Origin of the sequence: Rhizobium centroccidentale (assembly GCF_030182565.1) — a bacterium.
GTDB lineage: Bacteria > Pseudomonadota > Alphaproteobacteria > Rhizobiales > Rhizobiaceae > Rhizobium.
Map to the genome: position 1 here is coordinate 26,503 of NZ_JAQJCG010000018.1, position 17,866 is coordinate 44,368.

Below are 17,866 nucleotides of genomic sequence, written 5' to 3' on the forward strand. Positions count from 1 at the left end.
CGCATGACCGGCGAAACCACCAATATCCATGCAACGGCGATCGTCATAGGCAAGACCGGGCTTTTGTTCCTTGGCCCTTCGGGCAGCGGCAAATCCGCTCTCGCCTTCTCCTGCATTGCCGCCGCCAAGCCCCTCGGACTGGCGGCAAGCCTTGTTGCCGACGACCGGGTACTGATCAGCGAGCACAATGGCTCCGTTATCGCAAAATGCCCGCCCTCGATCGCAGGACTCATGGAAATCCGTTATACCGGCATCGTTCGCATGCCTTACATTTCCGAGGCCGAAATGCACTTCGCCATCCGGCCTGTCGACACGGCAACGGCCGAAAGACTGCCACCCGAGGATGAGCTGATCGATATTACCGCATCCGCGCGGTTGCCGTTGATCCGATTGGCTGCAACCTCGGCGAATCCGCTTGCCATAATAACGGCGAAAATCGGCGCGAGTTTGGATGAATCGGCCATTTAGGCCCGAACAGGCGCGCAAATCCTGTATTTTAAGCTTGCACTTCGTCTTTTCATCGCCAAGATGTCCCCCCACTGGTGGACGACATTGCTGCATTGCGATATGGGCCACCTGTTTGCGTATGCGATGGGAGCAGTAATATCATGATTGGACTTGTGCTTGTCACTCATGGCAAGCTGGCTGAAGAGTTTCGGCATGCTGTCGAGCATGTCGTTGGTCCGCAGAAGTTCATAGAAACGGTATGCATTGGTCCCGAAGACGACATGGACAAGCGGCGGCAGGATATTCTGCAGGCCGTTGCCGGTGCCGACGACGGGCACGGTGTCATCATCCTCACCGACATGTTCGGCGGCACTCCTTCCAATCTCGCAATCTCCGTCATGAATAGCGGCCACACCGAGGTCATCGCCGGCGTCAATCTGCCGATGCTGATCAAGCTCGCAGGCGTGCGCGGCGACAACAACATGGAAAGGGCCCTGGTGGAAGCTTCAGAGGCCGGGCGCAAATATATCAACGTGGCCAGCCGTGTGCTCAGTGGCAAATAACGAGGCAAACACCGCCCCCATGACCGAGCTTTCCCGGGAACTCCTGATCATCAACAAGCGGGGTCTGCATGCCCGTGCATCGGCGAAATTCGTGCAGACCGTCGAAGCCTACGACGCCGCGATCACCGTTTCCAAGGATGGCACCACAGTTGGCGGCACGTCGATCATGGGCCTGATGATGCTCGCCGCCAGCCCCGGCTGCAGCGTGCTGGTCACGGCGAGCGGCAACCAGGCCGCAGAAGCGCTTGAGGCGCTCGACCAGCTGGTCGCCAACAAGTTTGGCGAGGAAATCTAGGCGTTTGCCTGCGATTGCCAATTGGATATAAAGACATAAAGACTTCTTTATATCATTATTGATTTCCATCCTGAAGCCTGCTACACGGCATCATCCACACGCTGTCAGCGTGCAATTCTTGTTGCATTCGGCCGAGGCGTCTGCCCGCGGCGCGGCTGCATCGTTCAGGCTGGAGACCTTCATGAGCACTGAAAAGGACTACATCGTCGCGGATATCGGCCTTGCCGACTTCGGCCGCAAGGAGATCACGATCGCCGAAACCGAGATGCCGGGCCTGATGGCCTGCCGCGCCGAATTCGGCGAAGCGCAGCCTCTAAAGGGTGCACGCATCACCGGTTCGCTGCACATGACGATCCAGACGGCCGTTCTCATCGAGACGCTGGTCGCACTCGGCGCTCAGGTGCGTTGGGCATCGTGCAACATCTTCTCGACGCAGGACCATGCCGCCGCCGCGATCGCCGCCTCCGGCGTTCCGGTCTTCGCCATCAAGGGTGAAAGCCTCGAAGACTACTGGACCTACACGGACAAGATCTTCCAGTGGACCGATGGCGGCCTCTCCAACATGATCCTCGACGATGGCGGTGATGCCACCATGTACATCCTGCTCGGCGCTCGCGCCGAAGCCGGTGAGGACGTGCTCTCCAACCCGCATTCGGAAGAAGAGGAAATCCTCTTCGCACAGATCAAGAAGCGCCTTCAGGCAACGCCCGGCTGGTTCACCAAGCAGCGCGACGCCATCAAGGGCGTAACGGAAGAAACCACCACGGGCGTCAACCGTCTGTACCAGCTTAGCCAGAAGGGCCTTCTGCCCTTCCCGGCCATCAACGTCAACGACAGCGTCACCAAGTCGAAGTTCGACAACAAGTACGGCTGCAAGGAATCGCTGGTCGACGGTATCCGCCGCGCCACCGACGTCATGATGGCCGGCAAGGTCGCTGTCGTCTGCGGCTATGGCGATGTCGGCAAGGGTTCTGCCGCTTCGCTTTCCGGTGCCGGCGCCCGCGTCAAGGTCACGGAAGTCGACCCGATCTGTGCCCTGCAGGCAGCCATGGACGGCTATGAAGTCGTTCAGCTCGAGGACGTCGTTTCCTCGGCTGACATCTTCATCACCACGACCGGCAACAAGGACGTCATCCGCATCGACCACATGCGCGCGATGAAGGACATGGCGATCGTCGGCAATATCGGCCACTTCGACAACGAGATCCAGGTTGCCGCGCTGCGGAACCTGAAGTGGACGAACATCAAGCCGCAGGTCGACATGGTCGAGTTCGCCAAGGGCAACCGCATCATCCTGCTGTCGGAAGGCCGTCTCTTGAACCTCGGCAACGCCACCGGCCATCCCTCCTTCGTGATGTCGGCTTCCTTCACCAACCAGACGCTGGCGCAGATCGAGCTCTTCACCAAGCCCGGGCACTACAAGAACGAAGTCTACGTACTGCCGAAGCACCTCGACGAGAAGGTCGCCCGTCTGCATCTTGCCAAGCTCGGCGTGAAGCTGACGGAGCTTTCGGAAGAGCAGGCTTCGTATATCGGTGTGACGCCGAAGGGCCCGTTCAAGTCCGACCACTACAGATACTGATTATTAAAACAGTATCCACAACATCTTGTGGCCCTGGCATTGACAAATGCCGGGGCTTATTTTTTAGCCAGCTCCCTTCCCCCGGATTCTCCTAGGCAGTATTGTTTTTACACTTGATTCGTGACGAACCGGGCGTGCCCGGAGCCATGAAAATGGGATGTCTTGTCAGGATGCGGCACAGTAGAGCCGGATGATTTTAGGTCTGTTCGACCTAAAATCTGAATCCCCTCTACAATCAGATGAGTAGAGCATGATGTCATCCGAAAACCGCTTACACTTTTCGGCATCATGCTCTGAAGGACGGAGACAGACCTCTTATGTTTGAAGGGGAAGACAACCGGCATCGATCAGCGCTACACGAAGTGGCGGCGCGGTTGCTGCGGGGCAGTGCATATCGGCTTTCGACAGGCGCAAAGCAGGGCAAAGGCCGGCTCGCTCGCCTGAACCGCCTGTTGAAGATCAGCGTTTTCGGTGGTCTGTTGACCAGTTGGGTCGGACCCGCTTTTGCGCAGGGCAATGGCGCTGCGCAGGCGAGCATGCGCCTCTTCACCTCCTCCGAAATGGCCGTCTTCTCCATCATCATCGGCGTCATTTCCGCCGCGCTCCTCTCGACCATGTGGATGGTCCGGCAGCGGGGCAACATGGAAAGTGAAAGTCGCGAGATCCGCACGGCCCTGTCGGACGCAAACCAGCGTATTTCGCAGTATCAGGCGCTGATTGCCGACAAGAACCGCCGAATCGTCATCTGGGATGGTCCGAATGCGCGGCCCGAACTGCTCGGTCAGCTGCCGGTCGAGACCGGCGCGCCGCAGGACAGTGAATTCCTTGCCTTCGGCCGCTGGCTGAAATCATGGTCGGCCGGCGAGCTCGACAAGGCGATCGACACGCTGCGCGGCAGCGGCCAGAGCTTCGACATGGTGGTCGAAACCAACCGCGACGAAATCCTGGAGGCACAGGGTCGCATTTCCGGCGGCCGCGCCTTCGTCCGCTTCATCGCGCTCAACAATCTGCGCGCCGAACTCGCCGAGTTGAAGATCGAACGCGACCGACTGATGACCTCGATCTCCACCTTCCAGAATTTGCTCGATGCCATCGACCTGCCCGTCTGGCAGCGCGATGCGGAAGGCAAGCTCACCTGGGTCAATCAAGCCTATGGCGAGGCTGTCGAGGCTATTTCGGCGGAAGAGGCGATTCGCGAAGAACGCGAATTCCTGACGACCGTGGCCCGCGAGCGCATCCGCGCATCGGCAACGCCGGAATCGCCCTTCCACGACAAGATTTCGACCGTCGTGCACGGCAACCGCACGTTCTTCGACGTCGTCGACGTCAAATCACCAAACGGCTCCGCCGGCATGGCGATCGATATTTCCGAAGCGGAAGCGGTTCGCGCCGAGCTTGCCCGTACACTCAAAAGCCACGCCGAAACCCTCGACCATCTCGCAACACCGGTTGCGATTTTCGATGGCGACAGACGACTGCAATTCTATAATCAGGCCTTCGTCCAGCTCTGGGAACTCGATATCGCCTTCCTTGAGAAACGACCCGACAATAGCGAGCTTTTGGACCGGCTGCGCGGCGCCAAGAAGCTTCCGGAACAGCTGAACTGGAAGACCTGGAAGGACGGCGTCCTTTCGGTCTATCGCGCGCTCGACACGCAGACCGATCTCTGGCACCTGCCAAATGGCCAGATTCTCAAGGTTTTCGCGACCGCGCATCCGCAGGGCGGCGCCACCTGGGTATTCGAGAACCTGACCGAGCAGGTCGATCTCGAAACGCGCTACAACACGCTGGTCAAGGTCCAGGGCGAGACCATCGACCATCTATCGGAAGGCGTCGCCGTTTTCGGTCCCGATGGCCGCATCCGCCTGTCGAACCCGGCATTCCGCATTCTCTGGAACATCACAGAGGCGCAGGCAAAGCCCGGCACGCATATCCAGGCGCTCGCCGAAGCTTGCTTGCCCTCCTATGACAGGCCGGACGGCTGGAAGCGCTTTGCCGAGCAGATCACCAGCTTCGACGATGAGCGCCCATCCTCACAAGGCACGCTGGAGCTCTATTCCAATCTGGTGCTCGACTACGCGGTCATTCCGCTGCCGAACGCGCAGACCATGCTGACCTTCGTCAACAAGACCGACAGCGTGCGCGCCGAACGCGCCCTGACCGAGAAGAACGAAGCACTGCTGAAGGCGGACGAGCTGAAGAACGATTTCGTCCAGCATGTCTCCTACGAGCTGCGCTCGCCGCTCACAAACATCATCGGCTTCACCGACCTTCTGAAGACGCCGGGCATCGGCTCTTTGAATGAGCGGCAGGCCGAATATATCGATCATATCTCCACCTCCTCTTCCGTACTGCTGACGCTGGTCAACGACATCCTTGATCTCGCGACGCTCGACGCCGGCATCATGCGGCTGAACTATTCCGAAATCGTGCTTTCCGATCTGCTCGATGAAGTCTCGATGCAGATCGCCGACCGGCTGCAGGAAAGCGGTGTGACGCTCGAAATCACCGTGCCGGCGCACCTCGGCTCCATCGTTGCCGATCAGCAGCGATTGAAGCAGATCCTGCTCAAGCTCCTGACCAATGCCGCCAATTTCGCGCCGGAGGGATCGACGATTTCGCTGAAATGCGGACGTGAAGGCGCGGATTTCGTCTTCTCAGTCGCCGATAAGGGTCCGGGCATACCGGAAGAACTGATCCAAAGCGTCTTCAACCGCTTCGCCTCCGGCGGCAAAGGCGGCAAGCGCAGCGGTGCCGGCCTCGGCCTTTCCATCGTCGAAAGCTTCGTCAGCCTGCATGAGGGCGAGGTTTCGATCGAAAGCCAGCCGGGCAAAGGAACGACGGTCACCTGCCGAATTCCTTCGGCCGAACTGCCCCACTCCGTCGCAGCAGAATGACAGCCTCAGAAAGCAGCATTTCCCTTTTCCTCGCAGATGACGCCGCCACGGCTCAGCTCGGCGAAGATCTGGCGCTGGCCCTGAAGGTCGGCGACTGTCTAGCACTATCAGGCGATCTCGGCGCTGGGAAATCCTCGCTCGCCCGCGCGCTGCTGCGCGCCATGGCCGACGATCCCGAACTGGACGTGCCGAGCCCGACCTTTACCCTCGTGCAATCCTACGAGCTGCGCATCCCGGTCTCGCATTTCGACCTCTATCGGCTCGGCAATCCCAGCGAGTTGACGGAGCTCGGCTTCGACGAAGCCCTGCAGACCGGCATCTGCCTTGTCGAATGGCCCGAAATGGCCGAAGGCGAGCTGCCGAAAGAGCGCATCGATCTCAAGCTGACGCATGAGGGCGAAGGACGGCGCGCCGTCATCACGGCACCGGCGAAGCAGATCGCACGCATCGAGCGCGTATTGGCTATACGCGCCTTTCTCGATTCGCATGGCTATCGCGGTGCCGCCAGACGTTTCCTCACTGGCGATGCCTCGCTGCGGGCTTACGAGTCCCTTTATCCCGCCGACGGCAGCGACCGCGTGATCCTGATGGATTGGCCACGGCTGCCGGAAGGGCCGCCGGTACTCGACGGCAAGCCCTATCCCAAGGTCGCGCATCTTGCCTGGGATACTTATCCCTTCGTTGCGATCGCCAATATCCTCAGCGAAAACGGCTTTGCCGCCCCGGAAGTCTTTGCCGCCGATTACGACCAGGGCATTCTTCTGATCGAGGATCTCGGCACCGATGGCGTGGTCGACGCCGGAGGAAAGCCTATTGCCGAGCGCTATCGCGCCAGTGTCGCCTGCCTTGCGCATCTGCACGGTCTTTCCATTCCCCGCGACATTCCGGTCACGCCGGATCACATCCATCACATTCCGGATTTCGACCGGACCGCCATGAAGATGGAAGCGCGGCTGCTGCTCGATTGGCATCTGCCCTGGAAGCGCGGCACGCCGGCAAGCGATGAGGAACGAGCCAGCTACCTGGCGATCTGGGACAGACTGATCGATCAGCTCGAGGACGTGGAAAAGAACCTGCTGCTACGCGACATGCATTCACCGAATATCATCTGGCGGGCGCATGAACAGGGCATAAAGCGTGTCGGCATGATCGATTTTCAGGATGCGATGATCGGACCGACCTCCTATGACGTCGCCTCGCTGGTGCAGGATGCACGGGTGACGATCGAGCGCGATCTGCATGACCAGCTGATGGCCGACTACCTCACGCTTCGGCACGTCCAGGACGGCTTCGACGAGGCGAAATTCCTGAAAAGCTGGGCGATCATGTCGGCGCAGCGCAATTGCAAGCTCGCCGGCCTCTGGGTGCGGCTGTTGCAGCGTGACGGCAAGCCGGGATATCTGAAGCATATGCCGCGCACGCTCGCCTATCTCGCCATCGCCTTCGAGCATGAAGCGCTCGCGCCGTTACGCGAATGGTGCGAGAAGGCCGGTATTGGCCGGGTATAGCGGGCCAAGACCCGCGACGGCTTTCCGGCCCTGTGCTATGGAAATCAGATAGCGAATCGAGAGTTCGAGACGAAATGACCATCAAGCAAGCCATGGTACTGGCGGCGGGGCTTGGAACCCGCATGCGACCGATCACCGACACTATCCCGAAGCCGCTGGTGAAGGTCGCCGGCAAGCCGATGATCGATTATGCGCTGGATGCGCTGGCGGAAGCCGGCGTCGAGCAGGTCGTCGTCAACGTTCATCACCACGCCGACCAGATGGAAGCACATCTGCGCGGCTATCGCGGCCTCGAAATCCTGATTTCCGACGAGCGGGACGCGCTGATGAACAATGGCGGTGGTCTCGTCAAGGGCTTGAAACTTTTGAGCCGCGATTCGGTGTTCGTCATGAATGCCGATCTGTTCTGGATCGGCGAGAAGCTAGGCCATCCCACCAATCTTGAAAAGCTAGCCGGATTCTACGACGAGCAGCGCATGGACATGGCTATGCTCTGCGTTGAGTTGGAACGGACCACGGGTCATAATGGCAAGAATGACTTCGCCATGGCGCAAGATGGAAGGCTCGCCCGCTATCGCGATGTCGGACACGACGGCGTCGTCTATGCCGGTGCAATTGCGATGAACCCGTCCTTCCTCGACGACGCACCTGACGACGCCTTCAACATCAACACATACTACGACAAGGCCATCGCTCGCAGCCGGCTCTATGGCACGATGCTCGACGGTCACTGGCTGACTGTCGGCACGCCGGAGGCGGTCGGCGAGGCGGAGGAAACGATCCGGAATTTCCGGGCGTTTGCGTGAGCCTATGGCAGGCGGACACCGGCAGCGCATTCTGACGATTCCGGCAGGCCTGCCCTTCCTGAGGACCCTTGCGACGGCTCTTTGCGATGGCCGGCTGACCGAGCATTTCCGTCACGATCCAGCCGACCCGCTGTCGCTCGCCAAAGTCAGCATCTTCCTGCCGACGCGGCGCGCGGCGCGCGTGCTGCGTTCGGAATTCGTTGACCTGCTCGGCGGCCGCTCCGCCATCCTGCCGATCATTCGCCCGCTCGGCGAAACCGATGACGACAGCGGCTATTTCGAAGAAACCCTGCCGGAAACGGCCGATCTGGCGCAGCCGCTTGCCAATACCGCCCGATTGCTGGAGCTGGCGCGGCTAATCCTTGCCTGGCGCAATAAGCTGCCGCAGATCGTGCGCGATATTCACTCCGATTCGCCGCTGGTGGCGCCTGCAAGCCCGGCTGACGCCATATGGCTCGCGCGCAATCTCGCCGAACTCATCGATTCGCTGGAGACGGAGGACCGCGAATGGAGCGAGCTTGCGGCTCTCAGCGCGGAGGATCATGCGCTCTGGTGGCAGCTGACGGCGGAATTCCTGGCGATTGCCAGCGCCTTTTGGCCGGCGCGTCTTGAAGAACTCGGAAAGTCCTCGCCCGCCCGCAATCGCAATGCCGTCCTACGCGCCGAGGCGCAGCGCATGTCCACTATGCGGCATCCGGGGTCGGTTATCATAGCAGGCTCGACCGGCTCGGTGCCAGCAACGGCTGAGCTGATCGCAGCGGTCGCCTCCTTGCCGCAAGGTGTCATCGTGCTGCCCGGCCTCGATCTTGCGATGCCGGAAGAGGACTGGCAGCTCGTGGCGCCGGAGACGTCCATCGGCGAAAGAGCCGATCCGACGACGCGCAGCCATCCGCAATATGGTCTCTCGCTGCTGCTGAAACGGTTGCAGGTCACGCGGCGCGATGTCGAACCCATCGCGGATGCGGCTGAAACCATGCAGATGCGGGCGCAGATCCTGTCGCGCGCACTGACGCCGGCCAAGGCGACGAGCGGCTGGGGAAGCTGGCGCAAGACGCTCCCTCCCGATGCGATCCCGGATGCATTCGCCGACGTGGCGCTGATCGAAGCGGCCAATGAGCGCGAGGAGGCGACCGCGATCGCCATCGCCTTACGGCTGGCGCTGGAAAAGCCGGGGCGCAACGGCGGCGAAAGCCAAACGGCGTTGATCACCCCAGACCGCAATCTGGCGCGGCGGGTCACCGCCGAGCTCGCCCGCTTCGGCATCACCGCCGACGATTCGGCCGGCACGCCGCTGAACGCGACGCCACAGGGCACACTGCTGCAATTGCTGCTGGAAGCATCCCTTCGACCCGGCGATCCCGTTGCCGTTGTCGCGCTGCTCAAGCATCCCCTCGCCTTGTTCGGCCTGCCTGCGGAGATCCGACAGCCCGGCGTCGATGCGCTGGAGATCCTGGCACTTCGGGGCGGCGTCGCCGATGTCGACATCGGCGGGCTGGAAGCCTTGCTCGACGACCGCGTGGCGGAACAGGCCAATGACCGCCATGCACCGCAATGGCGCAAAGCGCTGCCGTCCGAGGCCATCGAGCATGCGCGTGCGCTTGCCCAGCGAGTGACGGCGGCATGCGAACCGCTGGTATCGGCGCTTTCTCTGCCCGTATCGGAAGGTCTCCTCACGCTTTCGGACTGGGCGGAGCGTACCGGCCGCGCCCTGGAAGCCGCAGGCGTTGATGAGCGTGGCAGCCTAGCAGGCCTCTGGTCTGGCGAAGCCGGCGACACGCTTGCCAGCCTTCTTCGGGACGTCATCGAAACAGATGGCCAGCTGGAAGCCGACGGAATGCAGTGGATCGATATTATGGCCGCGCTCTCAGTGGGTCAGGCGGTGAAGCCGCGGGCGCTCAGCCATCCCCGTCTCTTCATCTTCGGTACGCTGGAAGCGCGCCTGCAGAGTGTCGATACGCTGATCCTCGGCGGGTTGAACGAAGGCTCATGGCCGGGGCAAACGGCGAACAACCCCTTCATTTCGCGCAGCATGAAGACCGAGATCGGCCTGGAGCCGCCGGAGCGCCGCATCGGCCAGCTCGCGCACGATTTTGAAATGGCGAACGGCACCCGCGATCTCATCTACTCGCGCGCGCTGCGCCAGGGCTCGACGCCGACGGTCGCCTCACGCTGGCTGCAGCGGCTGATCGCACTCGGCGGCGAGGAATTGGAAGAGGCCATGAAGGCGCGCGGCGACCAGTATCGCCATTGGGCTGCGATGATCGACGAGGGTGAAAACCAGGCACCGGCGCTGCGCCCGGCACCGAAGCCGCCTGCAGAGCTGCAGCCGAAGAGCTATTCCTTCAGCGAGGTGGGGCGGCTGCGGCGCGATCCCTATTCGATCTACGCCCGGCGCGTGCTGCGGCTCGATCCGGTCGATGCGTTCAACCGCGATCCCGGCTTGGCCGAACGCGGCACGCTCTACCACAAGATCATCGACCGTTTCGTCCGCGAAGGGCATGTGGCCGGCACGCCCGATGCGGCACTGGCCATGGATCGGATCATTGCAGAGCTTTTCGATGCCGAAAAGCTGCCCGTCCATATCGACAGCGTCTGGCGACCACGTTTCCGCGAGGTGGCGCGCGCCTTCCTTGATTGGGAAGCGGAACGGCGGCCAGAAGTGCGCAAAACGGCAACGGAAGTGCCCGCTGGCGTCGAGATCGAACCGATCGGCATTCGCCTGACGGGCGTTGCCGACCGCATCGACATCAAGAGCGACAAGGGCGCCGACCTTATCGATTACAAGACCGGCTATAATCCCTCGCCGCCACAGGCGCGCGCACTGCTCGATCCGCAGCTGGCGCTGGAAGCCTATGCGCTGAAGGCCGGCGCCTTCCGCAATATCGGCGCGCTGGTGCCGGAAAACCTGCTTTATGTCCGGCTGAGGCCCGGCGATCGCTTCAAGGTCGATCAGGTCAACAACGAGCATTCCAGCCGGGGTGGCAAGACGGAAACGAAGTCGGCTATGGATCTGGCGCAGGAATCGATGGACCAGCTGGTGAAGTTCGTCTCGCTGCTGCAATCGGGCGAGAAGGGCTTCTCTTCGCGGCTGATCCCGGCACAGCAGTTCGAATATGGCGGCGACTACGATCACCTCGCCCGCGTTTCGGAATGGTCGACGGCCGAGACCGAGCAGGAAGGTGGCGGCGATGAGTGATTTTTCCGCCGACGACTTCGCTACCCTGCCCGAAAGCGACGACCCCGGCGTCTGGATCAGCTGGACGACAATCCAGCAATCGATCGCCTCCGACCCCGAACGCTCGGCCTGGGTTTCGGCCAATGCCGGCTCCGGCAAGACGCATGTGCTGACGCAGCGTGTGATCCGCCTGCTTCTAGCTGGTGCGCGGCCCTCGGCGATCCTCTGCCTCACCTATACCAAGGCGGCAGCGTCCGAAATGTCGAACCGCGTCTTCGATCGGCTCGCGGCCTGGGCGACGATGCCGGACGAGGAGCTGAAGAAACGCATCGCTGATATCGAAGGCAAGGAGCCCGATCTCTTCAAGCTCGCCGAGGCACGCCGGCTCTTTGCCAAGGCGCTGGAGACGCCTGGCGGACTGAAGATCCAGACCATCCATGCCTTTTGCGAGGCCTTGCTGCATCAATTTCCGCTCGAAGCAAACGTCGCCGGGCATTTCTCCGTTCTCGACGATCGCGCCGCCGAAGTCCTGCTCGACGACACACGCCGCGCGTTGCTGACGGCAACGACACCGCATGGCGATGCCGAACTGGCGCGAGCTTTCGACTATGTGCTCGATCTCGGTGATGAATCCGGCCTTGAGACCCTACTGGGTGATATCGTCGCCAACCGTAACGCGATCCGTCGCTTCACGGAGAGTGCGGACCGCAAGGGCGGCATCGAGGCCGCACTGCTTGCCCGGCTTGGCCTCACGCCCGGTGAAACGGAAACGAGCATTGCCGAGCAATATTGGCCGCTGCCCGGCCTCTCAGGCGCAACGCTGGAGCTTTACCTGACGCTCGCCGACGAGAAGGGTGGCGCCAAGGCACAGGAGGTGGCTTACGCGCTGCGCCTTGCCAAGCGCGAGGCAGATCCGCTTGCCCGCGCCGAGATCCTGGAAAGGGCCATGTTGACCGCCAAGGGCGAACCGAAGTCTGACAGCCAGTTCTTCGTCAAGGCGATGCTTGCGGATGCGCCTATCCTCGCCGAGGCGGTCGCTGAGGCGCGCGCCCATGTCGTTGCCAGCCGCGATCGGCTGAAGCTGATGCGGATGTATCGCGCCACCCATGCCGCCCTCATTCTCGCCGATCGCCTGAACCGCGACTATGAGGAGCTGAAGAAGCGGCGCAGCCAGCTCGATTTCGAAGACCTCATCACCCGCACGGCCGATCTCTTGACCAAGAAGGATGTCGGGCCGTGGATTCACTACAAGCTGGATCAGGGCATCGACCACATCCTGGTGGACGAGGCGCAGGATACAAGCCCGATCCAGTGGAGCGTCATCCAATCGCTGGCGGAGGATTTCTTCTCCGGCGACAGCGCCCGGCCGACGCTGCGCACGATCTTTGCCGTCGGTGACGAGAAGCAATCGATCTATTCGTTCCAGGGCGCCCGTCCTGAACGCTTTTCCGAGGAGAGCGACCGCACGCGCCGGCGAGTGGCGACGAGCGGCCAGCAGTTCTCGTCGATCCGCCTGCCACTCTCCTTCCGCTCGACCGCCGATGTGCTCGGCGCCGTCGATCATGTCTTCACGAGTCCGGAGAATGCCCGGGGGCTCAGCGCCCTCAACGAGCCGGTGGTGCATCGCTCCAGCCGCATTGGCCACCCCGGCGCTGTCGATCTCTGGGAGATGATTGCACCGGAGCCGGCCGCCAAGGAAGAGGACTGGACCGCACCTTTCGATTCGACGCCGGAGAGCGCACCGGCCGCCATTCTGGCGCGGCGGATGGCGCATACGATCGGCAATCTCGTTGGCCGGGAAAAGATCATCGAGAACGGCAAGGCGCGCTTCATCGAAGCCGGCGACATTCTCGTGCTGGTGCGCAAGCGCGACAGCTTCGTCAATGCGCTGACGCGCGCCCTGAAACGACGTGGCAACATTCCTGTCGCCGGCGCCGATCGCCTGGTGTTGACGAGCCATATCGCCATTCAGGATCTTCTGGCGCTCGGCCGCTTCCTGCTGCTGCCGGAAGACGATCTTTCGCTTTGCGCGCTGATGAAGAGTCCGCTGTTTGATCTCAGCGAAGAGGATGTCTTTGCGGTCGCCGCCTATCGCGATGACAGGGAAAGCGTCTGGAGCCACCTGCAGAGATTTGCAGCCGACGGCCATGAACGCTTCAGCCAGGTGGTCGAACGCTTAAGAACCTTCCTTGCTTTGTCGAGGAGCCTTCCTGTCCATGATTTCTATGCGCGCGTGCTCGGCAGCTTTGGTGGCAGGCGGCAGTTTCTGGCGCGGCTCGGCACCGAGGTCAGCGATATCCTCGACGAATTCCTGACCTTTACGCTCGATCACGAGACAAGCGGCCTGCCCGGCCTGCAATCCTTCATCTCGACGCTGGAACTCGAAGCGCCGACCGTCAAGCGCGAGCAGGACAAGGGCCGCAATGAAGTGCGGATCATGACGGTGCACGCCTCGAAGGGGCTGGAGGCACCGATCGTTTTCCTCGTCGATGGCGGTGGCAAGGCCTTTACCCATACGCACCTGCCGAAACTGCGGCTGATCGAAACCAGAGGGGATGAGATCCCGCTGCCCGTCTGGGTGCCGGTCTCGGCGCTTGCCAATTCGCTGACGCAGGCCGACACAGTGCGGCTGCAGGCGCTGGCGGAGGAGGAATATCGACGCCTGCTCTATGTGGGCATGACGCGCGCCGCCGACCGGCTGATCATCTGCGGCTATCGCGGCATTCGCGAGAATGCCGATACCTGGCACGCGATGATTTCCGCGGCGCTGCGCGGGGATGAGTTGCGCTGCACGCAGAAGACCTTTACCGGCCCGGACGGCGACTGGCAGGGCTTGAGCTGGCGCGTTGCCCAGGTTCAGCTCGAATTCGAGACCGCGAGGGAGCATGAGAAACGCTCCGAACGCGCTGGCCTGCCCGACAGCCTCAACCGCCCACTACCGCCGCAGAAAAGCCTGCCGCGGCCGCTCAGCCCCTCCGGCGTCGGCACCGTCGTCGATGAGGAAGCCGACGATCTGCTGGTGACTTCGGCGCTTTTCGGCGAGAAGGCGAAGTCCGACCGCGCCCTGCAAAAGGGTCGCTTCATCCACCGGATGCTGCAGACCTTGCCTGAAATCGCGCCCGAAGAGCGGGCCGATGCCGCCCGGCGCTACGCCGAGCGGGCCGCGCGCTTCTGGCCGCAGGCCGAGCAAGAGGCGCTGGTGAAGTCCGTCATGGCGCTGCTGTCGCATCCGGATCTGCAGGGCACGTTCAGCACCCATGCGCAGGCGGAAGTCTCGATCATGGGCACGCTCCAGCTCGGCAATCAGTCCTACGCCGTCTCCGGCCGCATCGACCGGCTCGCAGTGCTGGATGATCGTGTGGTCATTCTTGACTACAAAACGAATCGCGTGCCGCCCCGCGAGGAAAGCAGCATCCCCTTCGCGCACAAAGCCCAGCTGGCGATCTACCGCGAGATCCTTTCGCCGCTCTATCCGGGAAAGCGCGTTGACTGCATGCTGGTCTATACCGAAAATGCCTCGATCTACACGCTGTCGGACGGGGCGCTTGCATTGGCGCTTGCGGAGCTCGAGACAAAGTGAAATACCAGATATTGAAATCTGGGCACCGCACCATCACATATCTAGCAACCCGTAAATCCTGGTAAGGAGCAGCCTATGGCTACCGTTAAAGTCGATACCTCCAACTTCGCCACCGAAGTGCTGCAGTCAGCAGAGCCTGTCGTCGTTGATTTCTGGGCCGAATGGTGCGGTCCTTGCAAGATGATCGCCCCGGCTCTCGAAGAGCTCGCCGTGCAGTTCGAAGGCAAGGTCAAGGTTGCCAAGCTCAACATCGACGAAAACCCGGAACTGGCCGCCCAGTTCGGCGTTCGGTCGATCCCGACACTTGCCATGTTCAAGGCCGGCGAAGTCGCCGACATCAAGGTCGGCGCAGCTCCCAAGACGGCTCTGCAGAACTGGATCTCCAGCGCAGCCTGATCGGTATCGATCGCGTGAAACAAAAAACCCCGCTTCGGCGGGGTTTTTTGTTGGTTCAGAGAGAGCGGGCCATCCTCGCCCTTCGAGGCTTCGCACCTCAGGGTGAGGATGGAGCAGGCTCGTCGCCATGGCAACGAAGAGGCGACGAAGAAATGAGCCCGTAGCGGCTGGGCGCAAAGGTCAGCCCTCATGCTGAGGAGGCCCCAGGCCGTCTCGAAGCACGAGGGCGGGTGGTTGACCACCCGACCAAAATCACCGCGGCGGCGCGCCGTTGTCGGCAAGAACATCGCCAACGAGATAAAGCGAGCCGCCGATCAGGATGCGCGGGGGAGGCGAATTCGGCACGGCCGCACCCTTGATCGCATCCAGCGCCTCGACGACGCTGGACATGGGTTCTGCTATGAGACCGGCATCATAAGCGGCATTGGCGAGAATGACCGGATCGACCATGGCTTCGCTGCCGCGGATCGGCACGCAATAAACTTTTTCGACGAGACCGGCAAACGCCTTGAAATAGCCGATCGGATCCTTGGTGTTGATCATGCCTGTGATCAGGAACAAGGGCCGCGGTTGGCGCTCCTCGAAATTGGCCATGGCTTCCGCGATGACTTCGCCGGCGCCGGGATTGTGGCCGCCATCGACCCAGATTTCCGAACGCTCGGGGGCATGTGGCAGCAGTTCGCCTTCCGTCAGTCGCTGCAGGCGCCCCGGCCATTCGACCGAGGTCATCGCCTTTTCCATCATCGCTTCGGTGACGACGAAGCCGGCGGCTTTGACGGCGCGGATGGCGGCGGCGGCATTGCCATATTGGTGGCGGCCCGGCAGGCGCGGCAGCGGCAGGTCGGCAAGGCCGAACTCATCCTGATAGACCAGCTTGCCATATTCCTCATGGGCGGAAAAATCCTGGCCGAAGACGGCGGTCGGACAACGAAGCCGTTCGGCCGTCGAGATCAGCACGTCGAGTGCTGCATCATAGTCCTGATGGCCTATGACGACGGGATGGCCCGGCTTCATGATGCCGGCCTTTTCCGCTGCGATCAGTTCGACGCGGTCGCCGAGATAGGGCTGGTGATCCAGCGAAATCGGCATGATGACGGAAACAGCCGGATCGGAGAGGACATTGGTAGCATCGAAACGACCGCCAAGGCCAACCTCGATGACGGCAACATCGGCCGGATGCTCGGCAAAGAGGAGAAAGGTCGCGGCCGTCAAGATTTCGAAGACGGTGATCTTCTGCCCGTCATTGGCCTCGGCGATGCGCTTGAGCGCATCGGCAAATACGGCATCGTCGACGAGCTTGCCGCGGCCGCCCTTGACGCCGATGCGATAGCGCTCGTGCCAGTTGACGAGATGCGGCGAGGTATGGACATGCACGCTATAGCCGCCGGCTTCGAGCAGTGCGCGGCAGAAGGCTGTGACGGAGCCCTTGCCGTTGGTGCCGGCGACATGGATCACCGGCGGCAATTTCTGATGAGGATTGCCGAGGGCGTCGAGCAGCCGGGTTATTCTCTCCAGAGAAAGATCGAAGCCCTTGGGGTGCAGCCCCATGAGCTTCTCGATCTCGCGTGCTGCCTCGCTCATTGCGGACTGATCCATAGACGTCATCCCGCACCTCCGCCCGTCGGCAATCGATGATGTCAGGCGCTCGCTGCTATTGCCAGTGCCGCGCCATTCTTGTTCTTGACCGATACGTCGTTTGCCGGCGCCTTGGTCAGGATCTTCAGAAGCGTCGCCAAAGTGTCGGGAATGTCGTGACGCTTGACGACCATATCCACCATGCCGTGCTCCAGCAGATATTCCGAGGTCTGGAAGCCCTCGGGAAGCTTTTCGCGCAACGTCTGCTCGATCACGCGCTTGCCGGCAAAGCCGATTTCGGCGCCAGGTTCGGCAAGGTGAATGTCTCCCAGCATAGCGTAGGAGGCCGTGACGCCGCCGGTCGTCGGGTTCGTCAGAACCACGACGTAGGGCTGGCCAGCTTCCTTCAGCATGTCGACGGCGACCGTCGTGCGCGGCAGCTGCATCAGCGACAGGATACCCTCCTGCATGCGGGCGCCGCCCGAAGCCGGGAACATCACAACAGGGCATTTTTCGGCGATCGCACGCTCGAAAGCCTTCACGATGGCTTCGCCGGCCGCCATGCCGAGCGAACCGCCGATGAAGTTGAACTCATGGACGATGGCGACGAGCTTCAGGCCGCGAACTTTGCCGACGCCGGAGAGGATCGTATCCTCCTGCTCGGTCTTCAAGCGGCTGTCCTTCAGGCGGTCGGTATATTTCTTCGAATCCCGGAACTTCAGCGGATCCTGCGCGACCTTCGGCTGCGGCAGGGCTTCGTATTCGCCGTTGTCGAAGAGATCGGCAAGGCGAGCCTTGGCCGGCATCTTCATGTGGAAACCGGAAGCAGGGATGACCCACTTGTTGTCTTCCAGATCCTTGTGGAAGACCATTTCGCCCGTTTCCGGGCACTTGATCCAGAGATTCTCCGGAACCTCGCGACGGCCCAGCATGGAATTGATCCGCGGGCGGACGTAGTTCGTGATCCAGTTCAATTCGAAACTCCTAATCGACCGAATTAATCGATATCCTAGTCGTCACCAAATGCCCATAGGCTTTTCCC

Annotated in this window: 12 protein-coding genes; 10 read left to right on the plus strand and 2 right to left on the minus strand. The window is 61.7% G+C overall.

Annotation, left to right across the window (positions count from 1 at the left end; translation table 11 throughout):
* The first annotated feature begins 3 nt into the window (after positions 1-3).
* The 10 genes from PH562_RS21825 to trxA all read left to right on the plus strand — a co-directional run bounded on the left by PH562_RS21825 (position 4) and on the right by trxA (position 15,249).
* Positions 4-468 (plus strand): HPr kinase/phosphorylase, encoded by a 465-nt coding sequence (locus tag PH562_RS21825; protein WP_113233587.1) that lies wholly within the window; start codon positions 4-6, stop codon positions 466-468.
* A gap of 140 nt (positions 469-608) precedes the next feature.
* On the plus strand, positions 609-1,010 hold the full coding sequence (locus PH562_RS21830) for a PTS sugar transporter subunit IIA (protein ID WP_015338202.1): 402 nt from the start codon (positions 609-611) through the stop codon (positions 1,008-1,010).
* 19 nt (positions 1,011-1,029) lie between these two features.
* Entirely contained in the window at positions 1,030-1,305 is a 276-nt protein-coding gene (locus PH562_RS21835; RefSeq protein WP_069613940.1) for an HPr family phosphocarrier protein, read from the plus strand.
* A 181-nt stretch (positions 1,306-1,486) separates the two neighbouring features.
* Positions 1,487-2,887, plus strand: coding sequence for an adenosylhomocysteinase (gene ahcY / locus PH562_RS21840; RefSeq protein WP_113233588.1), 1,401 nt, complete (start codon positions 1,487-1,489; stop codon positions 2,885-2,887).
* Between the two features lie 317 nt (positions 2,888-3,204).
* Positions 3,205-5,784, plus strand: a complete 2,580-nt coding sequence (locus PH562_RS21845) for a PAS domain-containing sensor histidine kinase (RefSeq protein WP_285175580.1) — start codon at positions 3,205-3,207, stop codon at positions 5,782-5,784.
* Entirely contained in the window at positions 5,781-7,292 is a 1,512-nt protein-coding gene (gene tsaE, locus PH562_RS21850) for a tRNA (adenosine(37)-N6)-threonylcarbamoyltransferase complex ATPase subunit type 1 TsaE (RefSeq protein ID WP_285175581.1), read from the plus strand. The genes PH562_RS21845 and tsaE overlap by 4 nt, the downstream gene beginning before the upstream one ends.
* Positions 7,293-7,366: 74 nt before the next feature.
* A complete protein-coding gene (locus PH562_RS21855; protein ID WP_285175582.1) occupies positions 7,367-8,098 on the plus strand; it encodes a nucleotidyltransferase family protein in 732 nt (243 codons plus the stop codon).
* Positions 8,099-8,102: 4 nt separating this feature from the next.
* Positions 8,103-11,294: a double-strand break repair protein AddB gene (gene addB / locus PH562_RS21860; protein WP_285175583.1), complete on the plus strand. Its 3,192-nt coding sequence runs from the start codon at positions 8,103-8,105 to the stop codon at positions 11,292-11,294.
* A complete protein-coding gene (gene addA, locus PH562_RS21865; RefSeq protein WP_285175584.1) occupies positions 11,287-14,853 on the plus strand; it encodes a double-strand break repair helicase AddA in 3,567 nt (1,188 codons plus the stop codon). Before addB ends, addA begins: the two co-directional genes overlap by 8 nt.
* Before the next feature lie 75 nt (positions 14,854-14,928).
* Positions 14,929-15,249, plus strand: coding sequence for a thioredoxin (trxA, locus tag PH562_RS21870; protein ID WP_015338194.1), 321 nt, complete (start codon positions 14,929-14,931; stop codon positions 15,247-15,249).
* Positions 15,250-15,501: 252 nt separating this feature from the next.
* Here the strand turns inward: trxA and PH562_RS21875 are convergent, their stop codons facing one another.
* Together PH562_RS21875 and accD are read right to left on the minus strand one after the other, a co-directional pair.
* A complete protein-coding gene (locus PH562_RS21875) occupies positions 15,502-16,854 on the minus strand; it encodes a bifunctional folylpolyglutamate synthase/dihydrofolate synthase (RefSeq protein WP_285175585.1) in 1,353 nt (450 codons plus the stop codon).
* Positions 16,855-16,886: 32 nt separating this feature from the next.
* Entirely contained in the window at positions 16,887-17,798 is a 912-nt protein-coding gene (accD, locus tag PH562_RS21880) for an acetyl-CoA carboxylase, carboxyltransferase subunit beta (protein WP_015338192.1), read from the minus strand.
* Positions 17,799-17,866 lie beyond the last annotated feature (68 nt).